Here is a 22158-nt window from a genome sequence, read left to right as displayed (position 1 = left end):
ATGGAAAGGAGTTACGGGTCATGGCTCTCCAGCTCGACGCCCGGCCGCCGGTGGCACCGGCACCACGCACCGCCCGCCCGCCGCGGGGAATCCGGCTCAGCCGGCTCGACCAGAAGTACTCCCCCTACCTCTACATCGCCCCGTTCTTCCTGCTCTTCGGGGTCTTCGGGGTCTACCCGCTGATCTACACCCTCTGGGTGTCGCTGCACGACTGGGACCTGCTCGGCAGCGACCACCCGTTCGTCGGCCTCGACAACTACACCCGCCTGATGGCGGACACCGACTTCTGGCACGCGGTCGTCAACACCCTGGGCATCTTCGTCATCTCCACCATCCCGCAGCTGCTCGCCGCGCTCTGGCTGGCCAACCTGCTCAACCGGCAGTTGCGGGCCCGGACCACGTTCCGGATGGCGGTGCTGATCCCCAACATCACCTCGACGGCCGCGGTCGCGATCGTCTTCGGGGTGCTCTTCGGCCGCGAGTTCGGCATGGTCAACTGGCTGCTGGACCTGGTCGGAGTCGACGCGATCGACTGGAAGTCGAACCGGTTCGCCTCCTGGGTGGCCATCTCGGCCATGGTCGACTGGCGGTGGACCGGCTACAACGCGCTGATCTTCCTCGCCGCGATGCAGGCCATCCCCCGGGACCTGTACGAGTCGGCCGCCATCGACGGGGCGAACCGGACCCGGCAGTTCTGGTCGATCACGGTGCCGCTGCTCAAGCCGACGATCATCTTCACCGTCATCGTCTCCACCATCGGCGGGCTCCAGCTCTTCACCGAGCCCCGGCTCTTCCACTCCGGCACCAACCCCATCCGCGGCGGACCGCTGCGGGAGTCGCAGACGGTGACCATGTACATGTTCGAGAACGCCTTCGCGCCGCACTACAACTTCGGGTACGGCTCGGCGGTGGCCTGGCTGCTCTTCGCCCTGATCGCGGTCGTGGCGGCGGTCAACGTGCTGCTCCTGCGCCGGCTCGGCGGCGGCAGGCCGAAGGGAGGACCGCGATGACCCACCTCTGGGGAGCCAGCCGGCTCACCTACGGCGCGCTGATCGCCGCCGCATTCCTGTCGATCTTCCCGATCTACTGGATGTTCGTGGTGGCCAGCCGCTCCAACGACGCGATGGGCCAGGTGCCGCCGCCGGTCACCCCGGGCGGCAACTTCGGCGCGAACATCTCCCGCCTGCTCGGCAACACCGACGCGTACTTCGTCGCCGGCCTGGTCAACTCGGCGATCGTGGCCTGCACCGTCACCGTCTCGGTGGTCTTCTTCTCCACGCTGGCCGGGTTCGCCTTCGCCAAGCTGCGGTTCCGTGGTCGCAACGCGCTGCTGATGGTGATCATCGCGACGATGATGGTCCCCACCCAGCTCGGCGTCATCCCGCTGTACATGCTGATGACCCGACTGAACTGGAACGACCGCCTGCCGGCCGTGATCGTCCCGGCGCTGGTCACCGGCTTCGGGGTGTTCATGATGCGGCAGTACGCCGGCCAGGCCGTCAGCACCGAGCTGATCGAGGCGGCCCGGGTGGACGGCTGCGGCACCGGGCGGATCTACTGGAACGTGGTGCTGCCGGCGCTGCGCCCGGCCGCCGCCGTGCTCGGCCTGCTCACCTTCATGACCACCTGGAACGACTTCCTCTGGCCGTACGCCGTGCTCAACGACCCGGAGAACCCGACCGTCCAGCTCGCGCTCCGCACCCTCTCCGACGGGTACTACACCGACATGTCGCAGGTGTTCACCGGGACGGCCATCGCCACCCTCCCGCTGCTCCTGGTCTTCGTCCTGTTCGGCCGCCAGATCATCGGCGGCATCATGGAAGGTGCGGTCAAGGCGTGAGCGCTCTGCGATTTCCCGAGAACTTCGTCTGGGGCGCGGCCACCGCCGCGTACCAGATCGAGGGCGCGGCCCACGACGACGGCCGCGGCCCGTCGATCTGGGACACCTTCAGCCGTACGCCGGGAAAGGTGCACCAGGGGCACACCGGCGACGTGGCCTGCGACCACTACCACCGGTACGCCGAGGACGTGGCGCTGATGGCCGAGCTGGGGTTGCGGGCGTACCGCTTCTCGGTGGCCTGGCCGCGGATCCAGCCCGACGGCTCCGGCCCGGTCAACCCCCGCGGCCTGGACTTCTACGACCGGCTGACCGACGCGCTGCTGGCCCGGGGGATCGACCCGATCGTCACGCTCTACCACTGGGACCTGCCGCAGACGCTCTCCGACCGGGGCGGCTGGACCAACCGGGAGACCGCCGAGCACTTCGCCGACTACGCCCTCGCCGTGCACGCCCGGCTCGGTGACCGGATCCGCACCTGGACCACGCTCAACGAACCGTGGTGCTCGGCGTACCTCGGGTACGGCAACGGGGTCCACGCCCCGGGCGAGCAGGATCCGGGCGCCGCCTTCAGCGCCGTACACCATCTGCTGCTGGGGCACGGCCTGGCGGCCCGCGCGCTGCGGTCGGCCGGCGCGGAGACCGTCGGGATCACCGTCAACCCCGCCGACGTGCGCCCCGCCGACCCGGCCAGCGCCGCGGACGCCGCGGCGGTACGCCTGGTCGACGGCCTGCACAACCGGATCTTCCTCGACCCGCTGACCGGCGCCGGCTACCCGGACGACGTGTTGGAGCACGTCAGCCGCCTGGTGGCGCCGACGTTCGTCCGGGACGGCGACGAGAAGACCATCGCCGCGCCGCTCGACCTGCTCGGGGTGAACTTCTACGCGCCCACCTACGTCGCCGGCCGGACGGACGGGGCGGGGGGCGGCGGCGCCTACCCCGGCACCGAGGGGGCGGTGGAGTTCCTGCCGCCGGCGGGGCCGCTGACCGACATGGGGTGGATGATCGAACCGGCGGCGCTGACCCGGCTGCTCGAGCGGATCGCCACCGACTACCCCGGCGTGCCGCTGATGATCACCGAGAACGGCGCGGCGTTTCCGGACAAGGCCGGCACCGAGCACCCCGACGGGCCCGGGCAGGTGGTCGACGCGGACCGGATCGCCTACCTGGACGGGCACCTGCGGGCGGCGCACGAGGCCATCGCCCGGGGTGTGGATCTACGGGGCTATCTCGTATGGTCGTTGCTGGACAACTTCGAGTGGGCCGAGGGCTACCGGAAGCGGTTCGGGATCGTCCACGTCGACTACCTGACCCAGCGGCGCACCCCGAAGTCCAGTGCCCGGTGGTACCAGGAGGTGATCTCCCGGAACGGGCTGTGACGAGATGGTGGTAACGGGGATGACGACGGCACAGCGGCCCACCCTGGAAGCGGTCGCGCGGCGGGCCGGCGTGTCCCGGGCGACCGTCTCGCGGGTGGTGAACGGCTCCACGACCGTCGCCGAGCCCATCCAGGAGGCGGTCCGCCGGGCGGTCGCCGAGCTGGGGTACGTGCCGAACCTGGCCGCCCGCAGCCTGGTCACCCAGCGGACCGACTCGGTGGCCCTGGTCATGCCGGAGGAGGCCACCCGGGTCTTCTCCGACGACCAGGTCTTCCCGGGGATCATCCGGGGAGTCAGCCAGGAGCTGGAGGCGGCCGACAAGCAGCTGGTGCTCATGCTGGCCGGGTCGGCGGCCGGGCACGAGCGGGTGGAGCGGTACACCACCGGGCGGCACGTGGACGGGGTGCTCTTCGCCTCGCTGCACGGCGCGGACCCGCTGCCCGGCACGCTGGCCCGCCTCGGCATCCCGGTGGTGTGCGCCGGCCGGCCGCTCGACGGCGCGCAGGTGCCGTACGTCGACGTCGACAACGTCGGCGGGGTGAGCCGGGCGGTGCGACACCTGATCGGGAACGGTCGCCGGCGGATCGCCACCATCGCCGGCCCGCAGGACATGATCGCCGGGATCGAACGGCTCGCGGGCTACCGGGACACCGTGGCGGCCGCCGGGCTCGCGGAGCTGGTGGCGATCGGGGACTTCACCCGGGAGTCCGGGGCGACGGCGATGCGCCAGCTGCTCGCCGACCATCCCGACCTGGACGCGGTCTTCGCCGCCTCCGACCTGATGGCGCACGCCGCCCTGCGGACGCTGCGGGAGGCGGGGCGGCGGGTGCCGGAGGACGTCGCGGTGATCGGCTTCGACGACATCGAGACCGCGGCGTACACCGAGCCCCCGCTGACCACGGTGCGCTGGGAGATAGTCGAGCTGGGTCGGGAGATGACCCGGCAGCTGCTGCGGCTGGCCGCCGGCGAGGTGGTCGAGGAGCGGGTGATCCTCCCGACCGAGCTGGTCGTCCGGGAGTCGGCCTGACGCCGTCGCGACCGCAGGGAGGGCCCTCGACGCGGAAATCCGGTCGAGCGGTCCGCACCGCCGACGGTAGCGTCGCCGGGTGACCGATCCGACCCACCTGATCCACGTCCCCGAGCTCTCCGACGTCGCCGAGTACGCGTACGCGGCCATGGTCGTGCCGCCGGCCCGGCTGGTGTACACCGCCGGCGCCTGCCCCCTCGACGCGCAGGGGCGGACGGTGGCACCCGGCGACCCCGCCGCCCAGGCCCGGCAGGTGATGGCCAACCTGGAGACCGCCCTCGCGGCGGCCGGCGCCCGTCTCGGCGACGTCGTCAAGACCACGGTGTACGTGGCCTCGACGCACCGGGCCGACCTGGTGGCCGCCTGGGAGGTGGTCCGGGACGCGTTCGGCGACCACGACCCGCCCAGCACCCTGCTCGGGGTGGCCGTGCTCGGCTATCCCGACCAGCTCGTCGAGGTCGAGGCCGTCGCCGCCGTCCGCGGGGCGAGCTGAATGCGGATCCGCACCGCTGTCCCGGATGACGCGCCGGCCGTCGTGGCACTGCGCGCACTTGTCCACCCCTACCTGGTGCGGGGCGTCGAGTCGACCCGGCAGATGATTGCCGAGCCGCCGCCCGGCGAGGACTGGGTCCCATTCGTGGCGGAACACGACGGGCAGGTGGTCGGCTGGACGTCGGCGTACCGCAACGCCCGGACCTCGACGACCGGCTTCGGCGAGATCGCCCTGCTGCACGTACACCCGGCGCACCGCCGCCGAGGAATCGGCGGGGCGCTGCTGGCAGCGGCCTCCGACCACCTGACCTCGCTGGGCGTGCGCACGTTCCGGGTCTGGGCACTGGCCGAGTCCCTGCCGTTCGCCCGCAGGCGCGGCCTCGAACCCGGCCGGGAAGTGCGGTACTCGGCGCTCGACCTGACCGCGGCGCCGCCGCTGCCGGCCGTACCGGACGGGATCCGGCTCGTCGCGTTGGCGGAGCTGGACCCGCGGCGGGTCCACGCCCTGTACGCCGCCGCGAGCGCGGACGAACCGGACGACGTCCCCTCCGACGCGTTCGGCCACGAGCACTGGCGCTACGAGGTCTGGGACAACCTCGGCCTGGACCGCGAGGCCAGCACGGCGGTCGAGGTCGACGGATCGTTGGCCGCGTTCAGCCTGGTCAAGCGGGACGGCGACCGGATGTGGTCGGACATGACCGCCACCCTGGCGGAACACCGGGGTCGAGGACTGGCCCGCCTGGCGAAGCTCGCCGCCCTGCACCGGGCCGCCGCCGACGGGGTCACCTCCGCGTACACCTCGAACGACGAGACCAACGCGCCGATGCTGGCCGTCAACGCCCGGCTCGGCTACCGCCCGGTCGCGTCCCAGTGGTCCTGCCGGCGTGAGCTGGCCTGATCCCGCCGTGGTCAGGGTTGCTGGATGGGCTGGCCGAGGGAGCGGCGGGCGAGCAGGGTGGCCCCGGCGACGGCGGCCGGCATGACGAGCACCGCGCCCAGCGGGATCAGGAAGCAGACGAAGACGGCCACCCCGAAGCCGAGCGCGGTCGGCCGGTCCGCCTTCAGGATCGCGCGGCGCTCCGGCAACCGCATCCCGCGCCGGTGGAACGGGGCGCCGACCAGCTCCACGGCGAGCAGCCAACCACCCACCGCCGCGCCGATCACCGGCACCACGGTCTGGCCGAGCACCGGGATGAAGCCGGCGGCGAAGAGCGGGACGCCGAGGAGCACCGACAGGCCCACCAGCTTCAGCGAGTCGGCGACGCTGCGCCGCAGCGACGACCAGAACGGCACGTCGACCGCGCCGGGGGCGCCGCCGAACCGCTCCTCGACCCGTTCGGAGATCTTCTCGTAGAACGGGTCGCCGATGACCAGGGTGACCGCGGTGAAGGTGACCACCGCCAGCAGGCCGCCGAGGCCGAGGAAGGCCAGCCCGGCGATCACCCGGACCAGGCTCCGCGCGGTGGTCGACCAGTCGTCGGCGAACGGCGTGACCAGCGCGGCCAGGTCGTCCACGACGTACACCAGGGTGGCGAACGCGGCCACGAAGAGCGCACCGGAGATCAGCGCCGGCACGGCGCCGAGCAGCATCAGGCCGGGGCTGCGGGCGTAGAGGCCGAGGCCGCGCAGGAGCAGCCCGACGCCGCTGAGGAACCGGCCGACGGCGCCGGTCACGGGCGCGGCGATGCTGGGTGCGTTCACGACCGCAGAGCCTAGTGGCCGAGGGGGCAGGATGGACGGGTGCGGGCGGCCCGGTTGATCTCGTTGGTGTTGTTGTTGCAGGCGCGGGAGACCATGACCGCCGCGGAGCTGGCGCGGGAGTTGGAGGTCTCCGAGCGCACGGTGTACCGGGACGTGCTGGCGCTCTCCGCCGCCGGCGTGCCGGTCTACGCCGATCGGGGTCGGGCCGGTGGCTACCGGCTGCTCGGCGGCTACCGGACCCGGCTGACCGGGCTGACCCGGGACGAGGCGGAGGCGCTCTTCCTGTCCGGGCTGCCCGGACCCGCGGGCGACATGGGGCTCGCCGACGCGGTCGCGTCGGCCGAGCTGAAGGTGCTGGCCGCGCTCCCGCCCGCGCTGCGCGACGCTCCGGCCCGCACCGGACAACGGTTCCACCTGGACGTGCCGGGATGGTTCCGGGAGGTCGGGCCGCCGCCGTGGCTGGGCGAGCTGGCCGGCGCGGTCTGGCGGGACCGGGTGGTCGAGCTGCGGTACCGGCGCGGGGAGCGGGAGGTCACCCGGCGGGTGGAGCCGTACGGGCTGGTGCTCAAGAGCGGGGTCTGGTACCTGGTCGGCCGGGTCGGCGACGGGCACCGGACGTACCGGGTGGACCGGGTGACGGGCGTCGAGGTGGGCGACGCGACCTTCGACCGGGACGAGGGCTTCGACCTGCCCGGGTACTGGCGAGAGCAGGCCGAGGCGTTCCTGCGGGGCATGCTCCGGGCGCGGGTCACGCTCCGGTTGACCCCCGCCGGCCTGCGCCAGCTCCGACACCTCACCGACGCCCCCTTCGTGTACGACGAGGCGGTCGCCGCCGCCGACGGGCCCGACGGGCAGGGCCGGGTGACCACCCGGCTGCCCGTCGAGTCCGTGGAGGTGGCGTACCACCAGCTGCTGGGGCTGGGCCCGGAGGCGGAGGTGCTCGACCCGCCCGAGCTGCGGGAGCGGATGGCCGGGGCGGCCGCCCGGCTCGCCGCGCTCTACGCCGGTCGGGCGGCGGACGGGTGACCGCGACGGTCAGCGGTAGCCGCTGACGTCGGCCGGCTTCCCCCCGTGCACCACCTCGTTGATGTAGCGGAAGCCGTCCGGCCGGCTGCCGTCGAGGTCGGTGAACCCGTACACCTGGGCCAGCTCGCCGGCGGAGACGGACTTTCCGCTCCAGCGGGCCCTCTCCTCGTCGGCGGCGAGGGCGGCCACCGCGCGCCCGACGAACGCGGGGGTCTCCGAGATCAGGAAGTGCGGGTCCTTGGCGGCCCCGTCGCGCCAGTTCTCCTCGGTGACCCCGAAGTGCTCCAGCATGGACTCGGAGCGGATCCAGCCCGGGGTGAGCGCGACGGCCGTGCCGCCGTGCGGCTCCAGCTCGTGCGACTGGCTGAAGGCGAGCCGGTTCACCGACACCTTTGCCAGGTCGTAGAAGAGCGACAGCCGGTAGTGGGCGTCGTTGTAGTCCTTGGTGCCGTCGCCGATCTCCACCACCAGGCCGCCGGGGCGGCGGATCAGCAGCGGCAGGGCGAAGTGGCTGGTGATGATGTGGGTGTCAATCGCCAGGCGCAGGGTGCGGAAGCCGGCCTCCAGCGGCTGCTCCCAGACCGGCTTCTCCCAGGTGATCAGCGGGTCGCCGCCCCAGATGTCGTTGACCAGCACGTCGAGCCGGCCCTGTTCGGCGTCGATCCGTTCGACCAGCGCGCGTACCTCGTCGGGGACGAGGTGGTCGACGCGGACGGCGATGCCGGTGCCACCGGCCGCGGTGACCAGTTCGGCCGTCTCCTCGATGGTCTCCGGCCGGTCCATCTCCGAGCGGCCGACGCGGCTGCTGCGGCCGGTCGCGTAGACGGTGGCCCCGGCGGCGCCGAGCTGGACCGCGATCTGCCGGCCGGCGCCCCGGGTCGCCCCGGCGACGAGCGCGATCTTTCCTGTCAGCGGTTTCGTCATGCGTCGAGCGTGTCAGCGATACCTGACAGCCGAAGTCCGGTTTCGCGAAAGCATGTCGTCCGTCATGCTCGCCGCATGCACCTGCTGCTCTCCGGCGTCGTCGGCTCGGTCGCGTACGGCCTGGCCGGTCCCGGCTCGGACACCGACCGGCTCGGCGTCTTCGCCGCACCCACGGTCGCCTTCCACGGTCTGCACCCGCCGCGCGAGTCCGTGGTGACCACCGACCCGGACACCACCCTGCACGAGGCCGGCAAGTGGTGCCGCCTCGCGCTCAGCGGCAACCCGACGGCCACCGAGCTGGTGTGGCTGCCGGAGGAGTGCTACGAGACCCGGACGGAGCTCGGTGAGGGCCTGATCGCCATCCGGTCGGCGTTCCTCAGCGCGCCCCGGGTCCGCGACGCCTACCTCGGGTACGCGTCGCAGCAGTTCCGCAAGCTGGAGTCCCGGGGTGACGGGACGTTCTCCGCCGACACCCGCCGCCGGACGGCGAAGCACGCCCGGCACCTGGCCCGGCTGGTGCACCAGGGCCGGCTGCTCTACGCCACCGGGGTGCTGGAGATCCGGCTCGCCGACCCGGAGTGGTTCCGGGCGTTCGGTGACCGGGTGGCCGCCGGCTCGCTCGACGAGGCCCGGGCACTGCTGGCGGAGACCGAGCGGGACTTCGACCGGATCCGCACCCCGTTGCCCGGGCGGCCCGACGAGGCGACGGTGGAGCGCTGGCTGCTCGACGTCCGTGCCGCCCACCTCCCGCCGGGGCCGACCGGCCGCTGACCCGCCCCGCACAGGGGTTGTCGACGCCATCGCCGTGGCAACCGGCGCAGGGTCCACCCGGTCAGTCCACCAGGCGGACGCGGACCCGGCGGTTGGCGCGGCCCTTGCTCTCCACCTTGACCACCTGCACCTTGCCGATCTGCGCGGTGGAGGCGACGTGCGTCCCGCCGTCGGCCTGGACGTCCAGGCCGACGATGTCGACGATCCGGACCTCCTGCTCGTCCGGCGGGATCAGGTTGGACTGGGTGCGGATGATGTCGGGCAGGACGAGCGCCTCGGTGCGGGGCAGCACCCGCACCGCGACGGCCCGGTCGGCGGCCACCTCGGCGTTGACCAGCTCCTCGATCCGGCTCTTGAAGTCGGCCGGCACCTCGGGCAGGTTGAAGTCCATCCGGGCCTCGCCCGGTTCCATCGAGTTTCCGGTGACGAGCGCGCCGAAGTCGCGGAAGACCACCCCGCAGAGCACGTGCAGCCCGGAGTGGGTACGCATCAGCCGGGTGCGCCGCTCGTCCTCGACCGCGCCGGTCACCGCCGTGCCGGCCGGCGGCAGCGGGTCACCCTCGGCCGGGATCAGCCAGAGCTCGTCGCCCTTGCGGGTGCCGACGATCCGGGTCTGCACCCCCTGCCAGAGCAGTACGCCGTGGTCCGGGGGCTGCCCGCCGCCGCCCGGGTAGAACGCCGAGCGGTCCAGCACGATGCCCTGCTCCGGGTCGGCGTGCAGCACCGTGCACTCCCACTCGCGCAGGGTGGGGTCGGCGAGGTCCAGGCGGTGCGTACGGCCGTGGTGTGTGACGCCCATGCCGGGGCACGTTACCCGTTGAGGAAGGCGGATATCCGGTTCCGCAGGTCGGCGCGTTCCGACCAGAGCACGCCGGGCCGGTCGTACACGTGCAGGGTGGCCCGGGGCAGCGCGGCGGCGAGCCGCTCGGCGACCTCCACCGGGTGCAGGTCGTCGCCGGCGCAGCCGATCACCAGGGCGGGGGCGGTGACCGCGGCCAGCGCACCGGCGTCGCGCAACGGCGCCTGCTCGGGCAGGCTGGCCAGCCCGGGCGCGAGGCCGTCGCGGAGCAACTGGTCGAGGCGCTGGCGGAGGTAGGACCAGCCGGCCGGGGTGTTGCGTACCGCGGGCGGCAGCTCGGCCTGCACCACGTCGGCGACGGCCGCGGCGTCCCCGCTCTCGACGGCGTCGAGCAGCGCGGTCAGCCGGGCGCGGGCCACCTCGCCGCGCGGCCGGTCGAGCACCGCCGGCAGGAAGAAGACCAGCCGCTCGAAGCGTTCCGGGCTCTCCACGAGCAGCCGGCAGAGGGCGCCCGCGCCGAGGCTCGCGCCGAAGGCCCGGGTGGCACCGCCCAGGTCGGCGACCGCGCGCAGGTCGCGGGCGAGGTCGAGGTAGCTCCACGGGCCGGGTGGCGCCTCGGAGCGGCCGTGCCCGCGGAACTGGAAGAAGAGCTTGCGGCCGGTCACCCCGCTGCCGAACGGCCGGGTGGTCGCGATCCCGTTGCCCAGCCCGTGGGCGAACACCGTGACGGGGTCACCCGCGCCGGTGACCAGCTGCTCCAGGCGTACGTCGTGCGGCGTGGCGACGAGCTCGGTCTCCGGCTCCGGAAGAGCGGGTCGGCCGGTACGCGGACCACCGGGACCCGGACCCCAGGTGCGGGGTCCACCGTCCGGCGGAGGCGGCCAGCGGAAACCCCTCACCAGAAGCCTTTGCCGTCGCTGAGGTCGCGCAGGCCCACCCGGACGTCGAGCAGGTAGATGAGGCCGGCGGCGATGCCGATCAGTCCGAAGAGGCTGATCGGGCCGAAGCCGAGCAGGGTCAGCACCAGGCAGACGGCCAGGATGGCGACCCAGCCACCCTTCGGCAGGGTGCCGATGGCGGGGAACGCGTCGGAGCGCTGGGTGATGGCGTGCACCAGGGCGACGCCCTGAACGATCAGCGCGAAGACGAGCAGGATCAGCTCGATCACGTCACGGACGGCGAAGGCGAAGATCGGCGCGGCGTAGGCCATGACGGCAAGCTTATGTCGGCGACCCCGGATACGTCCGACAGGACGCAGCCGGGGTCGCCGGTGGAACGGATTACTCGGCGGCCGGGCGCTGCCGCTTCGGGGCCCGGGGCAGCTTCGCCGACGGGGTGGCGGCCGGCTCGACGGCGGCCTTGGTGGCCCGGGGCGCCCGGGTCGCCTTCTTGGCGGCGGCCGGCTTGGCCTCCACGACCTCGGCCACGTCGGCCGGGGTCGGCACCTCGGCGGTGGGGCGGGTCGGGACCGCGGACGGCTTGACCTCGGCCTCGGTGGCCTCGATGTCGGCGTTCACGGTCTCGGCGGCCTCCAGCACGCCGGCACCGACCACCCGCTCGCCGCGGGCGACCAGCGCCACGTACGCGGCCAGGGCCCGCTCCTGCGCGGCCTGCGCCCCGGCCACCACGACGGCGGCGTTGCGGGTGGCCAGCTCGCGGAGCTTGTCCAGGTCGGTGACCTCACGGATCTTGTCGAGGTCGGCGACCTCGCGGAGCTTGTTCAGCTCGGCCGGGACGGCCTTCTCGCGCAGGCTCCCGGCGGTCAGGTTCGCCGTGCGCAGGGTGTCGTTGGCCTTCTGGCGCAGCTCGACGCCGGTGACGATGGCCTTGCCGCCCAGGTCGGCGACGACCCTGGTGCCGAGCCCGCCGACCACGGCGGGAAGCTTGCGCAGCTGCGTGAGGGCCAGCTCGCCGGCGCCGGCGGCGGCGTAGATCGGGGCCGGGATGCGGTTGGTCTTCGGCTGGGTCATGACTTCTCCTCTTCGGCCGCGTCGGCGGCCTTCCGGACCGCCGTGGGGGCGGCCTTCTTCACGGGGGTGCTGATCGGTGCGGGAGCGGGGCCGGCCTCGGTGACGGCGACCGACTCGAGGACCGCCTCGGTCGGGGTGCCCTCCGGCGTGGTGGGTCCGGTGGCGGCGAGGTTGGCCAGGTCCGGCGCCGCCTCGACGGGCTCGGACGCGCTGGGGGCGGCCGGTCCGGTGGTGGCCTGGGTCGTGGCGCCGGGGCCGGCCTCGGCCGCGGCGGTGGCCTCGGCCAGTCGCGCGTTCTCCCGGCGGAAGGTCTCGTAGATCTGGCTGAGCGACTGCCTCTGCGCCATCGTCAGGTCGGGGTCGACGGCGATGGCCGCGAGCACGCCCTGGCCCTCCTTGTCGTCGAGCAGCCCGGCGCGCAGGTACATCGCCGGGGTGGAGACCCGCAGCGCGCTGGCGAGCTGCTGGAGCACCTCCGCGCTCGGCTTGCGCAGGCCGCGTTCGATCTGGCTCAGGTAGGGGTTGCTGACCCCCGCCTGCTCGGCGAGCTGCCGGAGCGAGATCTTCGCGTTGCGACGCAGATCGCGGATGAACCCGCCGACGTCGGGAAGCTCCTTACCAGTGGCCATGCCCCGACGCTAACCGGCGCTGCTAGCTCTTGCAAGCAAAACGCTAACCAGAGTTAGCAAGGTCTCATCGGGTGGTTGCGCACCGCTCGTGCCGGTGCGTACCGTCTGCCGGTGACCAAGATCGAGGTGAACGGCGCCCTGCTCGCGTACGACGACACCGGCAGCGGCACGCCCGTCGTCCTGCTGCATGCCGGCATCGCGGACCGCCGGATGTGGCGGGAACAGACCGCCGTCCTGGCGGCACGGCACCGGGTCATCGTCCCCGACCTGCGCGGCTACGGCGACTCCGAACTGCCGCCGGCCCCGTTCGCCCACCACGACGACGTGGTCGGGCTGCTGGACGCGCTGGGCATCGCCCGGGCCGCCCTGGTCGGCTGCTCGTTTGGCGGGGCGGTGGCGATCGACACCGCGCTGGCCCACCCGGAGCGGGTCGCCGCGCTCGCTCTCCTCGGCGCCGCCGTCTCCGGCAACGAGTGGTCGGAGGAGGCCAACAACCTCTGGGAGACGCTGGTGGGCGAGGTCGACCCCGAGGACTTCGCGGCCACGGCGGCCGGCGAGGTGCGGTTCTGGGTGGTCGGCCCCGGCCGCCGCCCGGAGGACGTCGACCCGGAGCTGGTCGCCTTCGCGCAGGAGATGGACCAGCGCGCCCTCGCCGCCGAGCTGGCGCTCAGCGCGGTGGACGTCGCCGAGCTGGACCCGCCCGCGATCGGCCGCCTGGCCGAGCTGCGGATGCCCGTCCTGGTCAACGCCGGCGCCGCCGACGTACCCGACATCAGCCGGCTCGCCGACCGGATCGCGGCCGAGGCGCCGGGCGCGATCCGCCTCTCCGACGTCCCGGACGCCGCCCACCTGCTGCCCCTGGAGCGCCCCGCCCCGGTCAACGCCGCCCTGCTCGACTTCCTCCGCTGAGACGGCCGGGCCGCGCCTACCAGAGCGGGCGGACCGCACCCACCGGGACTCCGCCGCCGAACAGGGGGACCTCGGCGAAGTCGGCCAGCACCGGGGCGTCGACCCCGAGCCGGCGCAGCGCGGAGACCAGCACGGGCATCCGGGCCCGGCCCGCCCCGTCGTCGATCTTGAGGGCGACCGCGCCGATGCCGGGCACCGCCGCGGCGATGACCCCCTCCGCCCCGACCTTGGCCAGCAGCCCGGGGACGCCGCGCATCAGCCGGGTGTCCTCGGCGTGGGTGCCGCCGACGACCTCCGGGTGGGCGCGCATCGCGTCGGCCACCGTCCGCGGCACCGAGCCGGGCTCGGCCGAGACCAGCCGGAGGTACGCCCCGGCCAGGCCGGTCAGCGAGACCGCGAGCACCGGGGCGCCGCAGCCGTCCACCCCCACCGCCGCCGCCCGCTCGCCGGTGAACTCCTCGATCGCGTCCCGCAGCCGCTGCTGCAACGGGTGCTCCGGCCGCCAGTAGCCGTCGCGCGGCCAGCCGGCGGCCTGGCAGGTCAGCACCATCCCGCTGTGCTTGCCGGAGCAGTTCATCTGGGTACGGGTGGGGCCGCCGCCGGCCCGCAGCACGGCCGCCCGCGCCTCCTCGCCCACGGGCAGCTCCGGCGGGCAGTGCAGGGCCGACTCGTCCAGCCCGGCCCCGGCCAGCAGGGCGCCCACCCGGGCCAGGTGGAAACCCTCCCCGGCGTGGCTGGCCGAGACCAGCGCCACGTCGGCCGGGTCGGTCAGCGGCAGGCCGGCGCGGAGCATGCCGACCGCCTGCATCGGCTTGTTCGACGAACGCGGGAAGACCGGCGAGGTCGCGTCCCCGACCCCGGCCACCGTCGCGCCGGTCGCGTCGAGCACCACCACCGAACCCCGGTGCACGCCCTCGACGAACCCGGACCGGACCACCTCGGCGAGCGGCGCGCCGCCCTCGTACGTCTTTCCCACGCTGTGGACGGTACCGACGGCCCGGGCGGCGCCGGCAGCCGGGTGACCAGGCTGTCGACGCCCGCGTGACAGGAGCGCCCGGCGGGGTGGCCGCTTACCGCGCGGCGACCGGAACGCCGAGCAGCCCCCGGGCCTCGGCGGTGGTCAGGGGCGGGCGCTGGGCGAGCTGGGCGAAGCCGACCGCCCGGGCGACGAGCTGCATGTTGGACTCCACCGGCCGACCCTTGGCGTACGTCACGGTGTCCTCCATGCCGACCCGCAGATGCCCCCCGGCCGACAGGGACGCCAGCATGACCGGGATGGTGCTGCGGCCGATGCCGGTGGCCGAGAAGGTGGTGCCCGCCGGCAGGTCACGGAGCGCCTGGTGGGCGGCGACCAGCGCGGAGGTGGTGCCCGGCATGCCGCCCGGCACGCCCATCACGAGGTCGACGTGCACGTGACCGCCGGCCGGGAGGCCGTACTTGCCGAGCAGCCGCTGCAGGGCGGTGAGGTGGCCGAGGTCGAAAATCTCGTACTCCGGCACGATCCCGCGCTCCTGCATCCGGGTGTGCAGGTCGACGATGAACTCCCACCGGTTGAGGAAGACGTCGTCGCCGAAGTTGAGCGTGCCCATCGTGCAGGAGGCCATGTCGGGGCCGGCGTCGAGCACGGCGAGCCGGTCGGCCTCCGGGTCGGTGACCGCGCCACCGGAGGAGAGCTGCACGATCAGGTCGGTGCCCTCCCGCAGCGCCGTCACGGTCTCCCGCAACCGGCCCTGGTCGAGGGTCGGCCTGGCGTCGTCGTCGCGGATGTGGACGTGGATCACGGCGGCGCCGAGCGCCTCGCACTCCTTGGCCGTCAGCAGCAGCTCGTCGAGGGTCACCGGCAGCGCCGGCACCTCCGCCTTGGCAGACTCCGCGCCGGTGGGGGCAACCGTGATCAACGTCCCTGTCGTCATGCCGGCGATCCTAGGCCCGCCGCCGACCGGGCGGCGCACCCACGCCGGTTCAACTGCGGAACACCCACAGCCGGTGGGCGGTGTGATCCAGAATCGCATCTACGGCTGTCGACGCCGTCCCGGCCACCACGTACGACAGCCCGAGCGCCGCCAGGCGGTCGCCGGGCCCCGGGGTGGGTCAGGTCCGGGTGGGCAGGTCCGGGCCCGGCGGGGGCGAGCCGGGCACAGGCTGGCCAGGCCGGGCGAGACGGGCCGGGCCCGGGGCGGGTCAGGCCGGGTCGATGGCGGCGGCGGTCTCCCCGACGAGCAGCCGGGCGTCGTCCGGCACGTTCCGCTTCAACACGGCGAGCGCGACCTGGCCCAGCTCGTGGTGGTGCACCGCGCTGCCCACGAACCCCACCGCCCGGCCGTCGAGGGTCACCGGCGTGCCGGCGACCGGCGGCTGGTCGGTGGTCACCCCGTCCAGGTGCAGGAGTACGAGCCGGCGCGGCGGCCGGCCCATGTTGTGCACCCGGGCGACGGTCTCCTGGCCCCGGTAGCAGCCCTTGTCCAGGTGCACGGCCGGTGCGATGAGGTCCACCTCGGCCGGGATGGTCCGGTGGTCGGTGTCCACGCCCACCCGGGCCCGTCGGGCGGCCACCCGCACCGCCTCGTACGCCCACAGCCCGGCGACCGGCACCCCGTTGCCGCGCAGCTCCGTGACCACCTGCTCCATCGCGGCCCGGGGCACCAGCAGGTCGACACCGAGCGGGCCGCGTCGGGCCCACCCGCCGACCGGCAGCGGCTTCACGTCGTAGAGCGCGGTCGGCCGGGGCGGCAGCTCGCCGGCGCGGAACTTCGGGCCCGGCATCGCGACCACGTCGGGTGCGGCGAGCCCGGTCACGCCGAGCGTCTCCAGCGCGGCGGGGGCCTCCGGGCCGACCAGGGAGAGCAGCGCGTGCTCGGCGGTGACGTCGCGCGGCTCGACCCGGCTGAAGAACCGCATCTTCTCCAGGTACGACAGCAACCCGTCGGTGGCGCCCGGCTCGGTGTCGAGCCAGGTGGTGATGCCGTCCTCGGCGACCATGGCGTGCTGCTCGACGTGGCCGTGCGGGGAGAGCACCAGCAGTTCGGTGCCCTGCCCCGCGGTCAGCTGCGCCAGGTGCTGGGAAGTGATGGTGTGCAGCCAGCCGATGCGCTCCTCGCCGGGCACCGCGACGACGCCCCGGTGCGAGCGGTCGACGAGGCCGACCGCGGTGTCGAGGGTGCGCTGCTCGCGCATCGGGTCGCCGTAGTGTGCCGCCACCCCCCGGACGCCGGCCGCCGCGTGCGCCGGCTCGGGCTGGTCGCGACTGGCCTCGTCGATGCTCTCGACGCTGATCGCGCCTTCGATGTCGATCATTTCCGGTCCCCGTTCTCGCAGCGGTCGCAGACGCCGAAGAGGGAGACGTGGCCGATGTCCACCCGGAACCCGCGCTGCTCCGCCAACTGGTCCGCCAGAGGGCGCAGCAGCTCGGGATCGATCTCGTCGATCGCGCCGCACTCCCGGCAGACCAGGTGGACGTGCTGGTCCTCACCGGCCGCGTGGTAGGTCGGCGAGCCGTGCGAAAGATGGGTGTGGGTGACCAGGCCGAGCCGTTCCAGCAGCTCCAGCGTGCGGTAGATGGTGGTGATGTTGACTCCCGCGGCCACTTCCCGCACCGCGGTGTGCACCTGCTCCGGGGTGGCGTGCCCGAGGTCCAGCACCGCCTGGAGGACCAGCTGCCGCTGCGCCGTCAGCCGGAGACCACGGGCACGGAGCATTTCCGCGAGCGAGGATTCGGACACCGTCCGATCATAGTTCGCCCGGCCGCGCCGACCGACGGGCGACGGACGCGCCGCTACGCTCGGCGGTCATGGTGGAGCCGAGGATCGCCGTGCCGGGGCGTGGCCTGGTGCCGGCCGGGGAACCGGTGCTGCGCGGCGACGACCGGGGAGTGCTGCACGGCGACGGGCTCTTCGAGACCATGCACCTGCGCGCCGGGCGACCCTGGCTGCGCGACGCGCACCTGGCCCGACTGGCCCGGGCGGCGGCGGCCGTCGAGCTGGCGCTTCCGCCGACCGGCGTGCTGGTGGAGCTGCTGGAGACGGTCTGCGCCGGCTGGCCGGCCGAGGTGGAGGGGGCGCTGCGCCTGGTCTGCACCCGGGGCCCGGAGGGCGGCGGCCCGCCGACGGTCTACGCCACCCTGGGCGAGGTGCCGGCGGCCACCCGGGCGGCCCGGCGGGACGGCATCACCGTGGCGACCCTGCCGCTCGGCGTGCCGGCGAGGGTCCGTACCGCGCTCGACTGGCTCCCCGCCGGGATCAAGTCGACCTCGTACGCGGTGAGCACCGCCGCCCGCCGCTGGGCGGCCCGGGCCGGGGTGGACGACGTGCTCTGGGTCTCCTCGGACGGGTACGCCCTGGAGGGGCCGAGCGCGAACGTGGTCTGGCTGGCCGGCGACACCCTCTGCACCGTGCCGCCCGCGCAGACCGGCGTCCTGCCCGGCGTCACCGCCGCCTGGCTCCTCGCCCACGCCCGTGACCTGGGCCTGCGCGCGGACGAGCGAATGGTCACCCCGGCCGGGCTGCGTGCCGCCGACGGGGTCTGGTTCACCTCGTCGGTGCGCGGCCTGGCGGAGGTCCGCACCCTGGACGCCACCCCGCTGCGCCGCTCCCCGAGAACCCCGGACCTCCGGACCCTCCTGTCCTTCCCCCTCCCCTGACCCACCCCGGCCCACCCGGGCGCCGGACCCACGTTGATCAAGAAGTTCTGGTCCGGAATCCGGCCTGCGGAGGACGCAAACCTCTTCATCAACGCGGGGTGGGGCGGGTGGGGTGGGGGGGATAAGCGCGGGGGTGGGGTCAGCCGGCTACGCGGGTGAGGCGGGCGGAGAGGTGCGGGGAGAGGCCGTGGCCGAGGGCCGCCATCTCCTGGGCGTAGAGCAGGGCGCCTTCGACGATGCCGAAGAGGCGGTGACCGGCGGTGACGTCCTTGGCGGTCGCCGTGCGGACCACCGCGTCGGTGACGAACTCGATCTGCGTGCCCTTGCGCTTGCCGATGTGCAGCTCCATCACCCCGGTCGGGACGGTCATCAGCGCTTCCAGCTCGTCGGTGACCCGGTCGCCGTCCAGCACCGGCCGCCACCAGCCGACCTCACGGCCCGCCGGGCGGACCGGCCTGCTCTCCTCGTCGAGGATCCACGCCCGGGACTCGTAGAACAGGAACGGTCGGCCGTCGTGGCTGATCCGGATCTCCTGCGCGAAGTCGAAGTCCTCGATGCTGGGGAAGCCGCCCCGGCCCCGGCCGCGCCACACCCCGACGTACGGCAGCAGGCCGTCCAGCGTCGGGTGCAGCTTCGGGCCGACGCGCAGGTCGTGGCTCTCCTCGAACGGGTACGGGTCGACCGGCGGCGCGTTCAGCCACGGCGGCGGCTGCAAAGGGTTCTCGTCGCTCACCGGTTCACTCCGCCTCTCCTCGTCCGCGACCGCGACACAGATGAAACCCTCGCGCTCACAGAGCCTTTCGCCGTTCGCGACTGCGGGGCTCGCAGACCCGGCTCACTCCTCGCGCTCACCAACGTCCTCTCGATATGCGTACCGCCAGGTAGACCAGGCCACCGGCGAGCGCGCCCAGGCCGGCGACCAGCAGGCTGACGAACCCGATCTCGGTAACCATCGCGACCATCCTATGCTGGGCCCCATGGCCCGCACTCTCGTCGTCAAGGCCACCGCCGGCGCCGACGCGCCCGAGCGGTGCGCACAGGCCTTCACCGTCGCCGCGACCGCCGCCGCCGCCGGTGTGGACGTCTCGCTCTGGCTCACCGGGGAGTCCACCTGGTTCGCGTTGCCCGGCCGGGCGCAGGAATTCGAGCTGCCGCACTCGGCGCCGCTGGCCGAACTGCTGCACGTGATCCTCACCACCGGCAAGGTCACCGCCTGCACCCAGTGCGCCGCCCGGCGGGACATCGGCCCCGGCGAGGTGCTGCCGGGCGTACGCATCGCCGGCGCGGCGGTCTTCGTCGAGGAGGCCATGGCCGAGGGCGCGCAGGCACTGGTCTACTGACCGCCGGGCGGGCCGCCGCCGGCCCGCCCGCCGGTGCCGGCCGGCACCTGGGGAGCCACGTGCCGATACCGACCCCGCAGGTCGGGCCAATGCCTACGATTCGGATGTGACCGAGGCGACGGAGCGATTCTTCGAATCACTGCCGGCCCGCGCCCCGGAGGTCCTGCGCGGCCGGGTGGCCGGGACCATCCAGATCGACCTCTCCTGCGGCAACCAGACCGCGCACTGGCTGGTCCGGATGCGGCCCGGCGCGATCGAGGTGAGCCGGAACCGGGGCCCGGCCGACGCGATCTGGTACAGCACCGAGGAACTGTTCGACCGGCTGGTCACCGGACGGGCCCAGGCGATCGCGGCGGTGCTGCGCAACGAGAGCACCTTCAGCGGCAACGTCGTGCTCTTCCTGGCGTTCCGGGCGTTCTTCCCGGACCCACCCGGCACCCGGGACCCGCGGGAGGTCGCCCGCGCGCAGACCGGACGGCCCCGGTGAAGGACCTGATCAGCATCCTGGACGGCAACACCTTCCTGGTGTGCGACCGGCGGGGGGACATCGAGCCGTCGCTCGACTTTCCGACCGGGCTCTTCTCGTTCGACACCCGGTTCCTCTCCACCTGGCTGCTGACCCTCGACGGCGAGCGGCTGCACGCGCTCTCCATCGACGAGGCGGAGTCCTACCGCACCCGCTTCTTCCTCGTGCCCGGTGAGCCGACCCACTACCTGGACGCGAAGGTCTCGGTGATCCGCAGCCGGGCGATCGGCGGCAGCTTCGAGGAGGAGCTGACGGTGCTCAACCACTCCGGGGTGGAGATGGAGTTCACCGCCCGGCTCGACATCGGCGCCGACTTCGCGGACCTGTTCGAGATCAAGCACGTCCGGCAGAAGCGGGGGCACACCACCGCCACGGTCAGCGAGAACGAGCTGCGGCTCATCTACCGCCGGGAGGGCTTCCACCGGGAGACGGTGATCCAGACCAGCACACCCGGACAGATCGAGGTGTCCGGGATGACCTTCCGGATCCGGATCGGCCCGCACGACGAGTGGACCACCCGGCTGGGCGTGGCCACCATCGTGTACGGCGCGCGCGGCGAGGACATCCGGGCCACCCTGCCGTACGGGGGCAGCCGCAGCGCGGCGGCGATCCGGACCGAGCAGGACGACCTGATCGACCGGGCGCCGAAGCTCGGCTGCGACTGCCAGCCGCTCGCCGGGGCGTACCGGCGCAGCCTGAACGACCTGGCCGCGCTGCGCTACGAGTCGATCGCCCTCGGCGTCCGGCTGATGGCCGCCGGGCTGCCGTGGTTCATGACCCTCTTCGGGCGGGACAGCATCTTCACCTCGTTGCAGGTGCTGCCCTTCCTGCCGGAGCTGATCCCGCCGACCATCCTGATGCTGGCCGGCCTTCAGGGGCACCGGCTGGACGACTTCCGCGACGAGGAGCCGGGCAAGATCCTGCACGAGCTGCGGTACGGCGAGACGGCGGGGTTCGAGGAGCAGCCGCACTCCCCGTACTACGGGTCGGCCGACGCCACCCCGCTCTTCGTCATCCTGCTCGACGAGTACGAGCGGTGGACCGGCGACGCCCAACTGGTCCGGCAGTTGGAGCCCCAGACCCGCGCCGCGCTCGCCTGGCTCGACACCTACGGGGACCTGCTCGGCACCGGATACCTCTGGTACCAGACCCGCAACGCCGAGACCGGCCTGGCGAACCAGTGCTGGAAGGACTCCTGGGACTCCATCTCCTACGAGGACGGTCGGCTGCCGGGTTTTCCCCGCGCCACCTGCGAACTCCAGGGGTACGCCTACGACGCGAAGCTGCGCGGCGCCCGGCTCGCCCGCGAGTTCTGGGGCGACCCGGCGTACGCCGACCGGCTGGAGCGGGAGGCGGCCGACCTCAAGATCCGGTTCAACCGGGACTTCTGGCTCCCGGAGCGGGAGTACTACGCGCTCGCCCTGGACGCCGACGGTCGGCCGGTGGACGCGCTCAGCTCCAACATCGGGCACCTGCTCTGGAGCGGCATCGTGGACGAGTCCCGAGCCGGCCGCCTCGCCGAGCACCTGCTCGGGCCGCGGCTCTTCTCCGGCTGGGGCGTCCGGACGCTCGCCGACGACCAGGGGCGGTACAACCCGATCGGCTACCACGTGGGGACGGTCTGGCCGTTCGACAACTCGATCATCGCCTGGGGCCTGTGGCGGTACGGGTTCCGTGCGGAGGCCGGGCGGATCTGCGACGCGATGCTGGCCGCGTCCCGGTTCTTCGAGGGGCGGCTGCCGGAGGCGTTCGCCGGCTACGAGCGCGAGCTCACCCAGTACCCGGTGCAGTATCCGACCGCGTGCAGCCCGCAGGCCTGGTCGGCGGGGACCCCGCTGCTGCTGCTGCGGGTGATGCTGGGCCTGGAGCCGCAGGGGAACCACCTGATCATCGACCCGGCCCTGCCGGAGGGGATGGGCCGGGTGGAGCTGCTCGACATCCCCGGCCGCTGGGGCCGCGTCGACGCCCTGGGCCGCAGCCGCACCCCGCACGACGGCGCCCGCGGACACTGACCGTCAGCCCCGCGGCCGGGGGCGGCGGGTGGGTCAGCCGGGGCAGCGGGCGGTGGCGGAGAGCCGGGCCTCGCCCCCGGTCAGCTCGGCGAGCACGGTGACGGCGGCGCTGCGGTAGGCGTACGCCTGCGGGGTGTCCAGCAGCGGGGCCCCGGCGGCCAGCGGGGCGAGCGCGGC

25 protein-coding genes and 1 pseudogene are annotated in these 22158 nt (G+C 73.6%); 13 read left to right on the top strand and 13 right to left on the bottom strand.

The features are described from left to right. The first annotated feature begins 20 nt into the window (after positions 1-20). From NCC78_RS07850 to NCC78_RS07825, 6 genes are all read left to right on the top strand, one after another. Complete coding sequence (locus NCC78_RS07850; protein WP_250792903.1) at positions 21-1010, top strand: carbohydrate ABC transporter permease; 990 nt, start codon at positions 21-23, stop codon at positions 1008-1010. Continuing rightward, a complete protein-coding gene (locus NCC78_RS07845) occupies positions 1007-1840 on the top strand; it encodes a carbohydrate ABC transporter permease (protein ID WP_250792901.1) in 834 nt (277 codons plus the stop codon). Before NCC78_RS07850 ends, NCC78_RS07845 begins: the two co-directional genes overlap by 4 nt. Next, positions 1837-3219 carry a GH1 family beta-glucosidase gene (locus NCC78_RS07840; RefSeq protein WP_250792899.1) on the top strand — a complete coding sequence of 461 codons (1383 nt, stop codon included), beginning with the start codon at positions 1837-1839 and terminating at the stop codon, positions 3217-3219. The genes NCC78_RS07845 and NCC78_RS07840 overlap by 4 nt, the downstream gene beginning before the upstream one ends. Positions 3220-3238: 19 nt before the next feature. Then, positions 3239-4246, top strand: coding sequence for a LacI family DNA-binding transcriptional regulator (locus tag NCC78_RS07835; RefSeq protein ID WP_250792897.1), 1008 nt, complete (start codon positions 3239-3241; stop codon positions 4244-4246). A 79-nt stretch (positions 4247-4325) separates the two neighbouring features. After that, the gene (locus NCC78_RS07830) at positions 4326-4739 is read left to right on the top strand and encodes a RidA family protein (RefSeq protein WP_284706267.1); all 414 of its coding nucleotides are present in this window, start codon (positions 4326-4328) and stop codon (positions 4737-4739) included. Then, a complete protein-coding gene (locus NCC78_RS07825; protein ID WP_250792895.1) occupies positions 4740-5636 on the top strand; it encodes a GNAT family N-acetyltransferase in 897 nt (298 codons plus the stop codon). Between the two features lie 11 nt (positions 5637-5647). On the opposite strand, the gene NCC78_RS07820 is transcribed toward NCC78_RS07825, so the two are convergent. Beyond that, positions 5648-6439, bottom strand: coding sequence for an EI24 domain-containing protein (locus NCC78_RS07820; RefSeq protein ID WP_250792893.1), 792 nt, complete (start codon positions 6437-6439; stop codon positions 5648-5650). Positions 6440-6478: 39 nt separating this feature from the next. On the opposite strand from NCC78_RS07820, the gene NCC78_RS07815 reads away from it, so the two are divergent. After that, complete coding sequence (locus NCC78_RS07815) at positions 6479-7465, top strand: helix-turn-helix transcriptional regulator (RefSeq protein ID WP_250792891.1); 987 nt, start codon at positions 6479-6481, stop codon at positions 7463-7465. 9 nt (positions 7466-7474) lie between these two features. Here NCC78_RS07815 and NCC78_RS07810 read toward each other — a convergent pair whose 3' ends face one another. Continuing rightward, positions 7475-8389 carry an SDR family oxidoreductase gene (locus NCC78_RS07810; RefSeq protein ID WP_250792889.1) on the bottom strand — a complete coding sequence of 305 codons (915 nt, stop codon included), beginning with the start codon at positions 8387-8389 and terminating at the stop codon, positions 7475-7477. A gap of 75 nt (positions 8390-8464) precedes the next feature. Here NCC78_RS07810 and NCC78_RS07805 point away from each other — a divergent pair, with 75 nt between their 5' ends. Next, positions 8465-9160: a nucleotidyltransferase domain-containing protein gene (locus tag NCC78_RS07805; protein WP_250792887.1), complete on the top strand. Its 696-nt coding sequence runs from the start codon at positions 8465-8467 to the stop codon at positions 9158-9160. A 61-nt stretch (positions 9161-9221) separates the two neighbouring features. On the opposite strand, the gene NCC78_RS07800 is transcribed toward NCC78_RS07805, so the two are convergent. The 5 genes and pseudogenes from NCC78_RS07800 to NCC78_RS07780 all read right to left on the bottom strand — a co-directional run. Next, a complete protein-coding gene (locus NCC78_RS07800; protein WP_250792885.1) occupies positions 9222-9959 on the bottom strand; it encodes an alanyl-tRNA editing protein in 738 nt (245 codons plus the stop codon). Between the two features lie 11 nt (positions 9960-9970). Then, a complete protein-coding gene (locus tag NCC78_RS07795; RefSeq protein WP_250792882.1) occupies positions 9971-10858 on the bottom strand; it encodes an alpha/beta fold hydrolase in 888 nt (295 codons plus the stop codon). Beyond that, entirely contained in the window at positions 10855-11169 is a 315-nt protein-coding gene (locus tag NCC78_RS07790; RefSeq protein ID WP_250792881.1) for a DUF2516 family protein, read from the bottom strand. Before NCC78_RS07790 ends, NCC78_RS07795 begins: the two co-directional genes overlap by 4 nt. A 70-nt stretch (positions 11170-11239) precedes the next feature. Beyond that, positions 11240-11929, bottom strand: a complete 690-nt coding sequence (locus tag NCC78_RS07785) for a hypothetical protein (RefSeq protein WP_250792879.1) — start codon at positions 11927-11929, stop codon at positions 11240-11242. 128 nt (positions 11930-12057) lie between these two features. Further along, a pseudogene (locus tag NCC78_RS07780) lies at positions 12058-12558 on the bottom strand (helix-turn-helix domain-containing protein); the annotation flags it as partial. Positions 12559-12669: 111 nt separating this feature from the next. Between NCC78_RS07780 and NCC78_RS07775 the strand changes: the two are divergent. Then, on the top strand, positions 12670-13467 hold the full coding sequence (locus tag NCC78_RS07775; protein ID WP_250792877.1) for an alpha/beta fold hydrolase: 798 nt from the start codon (positions 12670-12672) through the stop codon (positions 13465-13467). A gap of 16 nt (positions 13468-13483) precedes the next feature. Here the strand turns inward: NCC78_RS07775 and NCC78_RS07770 are convergent, their stop codons facing one another. The 4 genes from NCC78_RS07770 to NCC78_RS07755 all read right to left on the bottom strand — a co-directional run bounded on the left by NCC78_RS07770 (position 13484) and on the right by NCC78_RS07755 (position 17186). Then, positions 13484-14443, bottom strand: a complete 960-nt coding sequence (locus tag NCC78_RS07770) for an asparaginase (RefSeq protein ID WP_250792875.1) — start codon at positions 14441-14443, stop codon at positions 13484-13486. Between the two features lie 94 nt (positions 14444-14537). After that, positions 14538-15380, bottom strand: coding sequence for a beta-keto acid cleavage family enzyme (locus NCC78_RS07765; protein WP_250792873.1), 843 nt, complete (start codon positions 15378-15380; stop codon positions 14538-14540). A gap of 268 nt (positions 15381-15648) precedes the next feature. Then, a complete protein-coding gene (gene ygfZ / locus NCC78_RS07760) occupies positions 15649-16761 on the bottom strand; it encodes a CAF17-like 4Fe-4S cluster assembly/insertion protein YgfZ (RefSeq protein WP_250792871.1) in 1113 nt (370 codons plus the stop codon). Further along, positions 16758-17186 carry a Fur family transcriptional regulator gene (locus NCC78_RS07755; protein WP_250792869.1) on the bottom strand — a complete coding sequence of 143 codons (429 nt, stop codon included), beginning with the start codon at positions 17184-17186 and terminating at the stop codon, positions 16758-16760. Before NCC78_RS07755 ends, ygfZ begins: the two co-directional genes overlap by 4 nt. 68 nt (positions 17187-17254) lie before the next feature. Here NCC78_RS07755 and NCC78_RS07750 point away from each other — a divergent pair, with 68 nt between their 5' ends. Next, positions 17255-18103, top strand: a complete 849-nt coding sequence (locus NCC78_RS07750; protein WP_250792867.1) for an aminotransferase class IV — start codon at positions 17255-17257, stop codon at positions 18101-18103. Between the two features lie 139 nt (positions 18104-18242). On the opposite strand, the gene NCC78_RS07745 is transcribed toward NCC78_RS07750, so the two are convergent. Further along, positions 18243-18836, bottom strand: a complete 594-nt coding sequence (locus tag NCC78_RS07745) for a heme-binding beta-barrel domain-containing protein (protein ID WP_250792866.1) — start codon at positions 18834-18836, stop codon at positions 18243-18245. A gap of 115 nt (positions 18837-18951) precedes the next feature. Then, positions 18952-19056, bottom strand: coding sequence for a small membrane protein MtfM (mtfM, locus tag NCC78_RS31990; RefSeq protein WP_267897534.1), 105 nt, complete (start codon positions 19054-19056; stop codon positions 18952-18954). Positions 19057-19068: 12 nt separating this feature from the next. On the opposite strand from mtfM, the gene NCC78_RS07740 reads away from it, so the two are divergent. From NCC78_RS07740 to NCC78_RS07730, 3 genes are all read left to right on the top strand, one after another. Next, positions 19069-19443: a DsrE family protein gene (locus NCC78_RS07740; RefSeq protein ID WP_250792864.1), complete on the top strand. Its 375-nt coding sequence runs from the start codon at positions 19069-19071 to the stop codon at positions 19441-19443. 106 nt (positions 19444-19549) lie between these two features. After that, positions 19550-19930 (top strand): SCP2 sterol-binding domain-containing protein, encoded by a 381-nt coding sequence (locus NCC78_RS07735; protein ID WP_250792862.1) that lies wholly within the window; start codon positions 19550-19552, stop codon positions 19928-19930. Next, the gene (locus tag NCC78_RS07730) at positions 19927-21981 is read left to right on the top strand and encodes an amylo-alpha-1,6-glucosidase (protein ID WP_250792860.1); all 2055 of its coding nucleotides are present in this window, start codon (positions 19927-19929) and stop codon (positions 21979-21981) included. The genes NCC78_RS07735 and NCC78_RS07730 overlap by 4 nt, the downstream gene beginning before the upstream one ends. Positions 21982-22158 lie beyond the last annotated feature (177 nt).

Source organism: Micromonospora phytophila, from assembly GCF_023656545.1.
GTDB classification, from domain to species: Bacteria; Actinomycetota; Actinomycetes; order Mycobacteriales; family Micromonosporaceae; genus Micromonospora; species Micromonospora phytophila.
Note: the sequence above shows the minus strand (reverse complement) of the source record. Positions and strands in the feature narration are given on the sequence as shown.

What these genes read in the sequence shown, in the direction of transcription:
- NCC78_RS07850 (WP_250792903.1), top strand. Translation starts at nt 21, where the DNA reads ATGGCTCTCCAGCTCGACGCCCGGCCGCCGGTGGCACCGGCACCACGC.
- NCC78_RS07845 (WP_250792901.1), top strand. Translation starts at nt 1,007, where the DNA reads ATGACCCACCTCTGGGGAGCCAGCCGGCTCACCTACGGCGCGCTGATC.
- NCC78_RS07835 (WP_250792897.1), top strand. Translation starts at nt 3,239, where the DNA reads ATGACGACGGCACAGCGGCCCACCCTGGAAGCGGTCGCGCGGCGGGCC.
- NCC78_RS07825 (WP_250792895.1), top strand. Translation starts at nt 4,740, where the DNA reads ATGCGGATCCGCACCGCTGTCCCGGATGACGCGCCGGCCGTCGTGGCA.
- NCC78_RS07810 (WP_250792889.1), bottom strand. Translation starts at nt 8,389, where the DNA reads ATGACGAAACCGCTGACAGGAAAGATCGCGCTCGTCGCCGGGGCGACC.
- NCC78_RS07805 (WP_250792887.1), top strand. Translation starts at nt 8,465, where the DNA reads ATGCACCTGCTGCTCTCCGGCGTCGTCGGCTCGGTCGCGTACGGCCTG.
- NCC78_RS07800 (WP_250792885.1), bottom strand. Translation starts at nt 9,959, where the DNA reads ATGGGCGTCACACACCACGGCCGTACGCACCGCCTGGACCTCGCCGAC.
- NCC78_RS07790 (WP_250792881.1), bottom strand. Translation starts at nt 11,169, where the DNA reads ATGGCCTACGCCGCGCCGATCTTCGCCTTCGCCGTCCGTGACGTGATC.
- NCC78_RS07785 (WP_250792879.1), bottom strand. Translation starts at nt 11,929, where the DNA reads ATGACCCAGCCGAAGACCAACCGCATCCCGGCCCCGATCTACGCCGCC.
- NCC78_RS07765 (WP_250792873.1), bottom strand. Translation starts at nt 15,380, where the DNA reads ATGACGACAGGGACGTTGATCACGGTTGCCCCCACCGGCGCGGAGTCT.
- ygfZ (WP_250792871.1), bottom strand. Translation starts at nt 16,761, where the DNA reads ATGATCGACATCGAAGGCGCGATCAGCGTCGAGAGCATCGACGAGGCC.
- NCC78_RS07750 (WP_250792867.1), top strand. Translation starts at nt 17,255, where the DNA reads ATGGTGGAGCCGAGGATCGCCGTGCCGGGGCGTGGCCTGGTGCCGGCC.
- mtfM (WP_267897534.1), bottom strand. Translation starts at nt 19,056, where the DNA reads ATGGTTACCGAGATCGGGTTCGTCAGCCTGCTGGTCGCCGGCCTGGGC.
- NCC78_RS07740 (WP_250792864.1), top strand. Translation starts at nt 19,069, where the DNA reads ATGCTGGGCCCCATGGCCCGCACTCTCGTCGTCAAGGCCACCGCCGGC.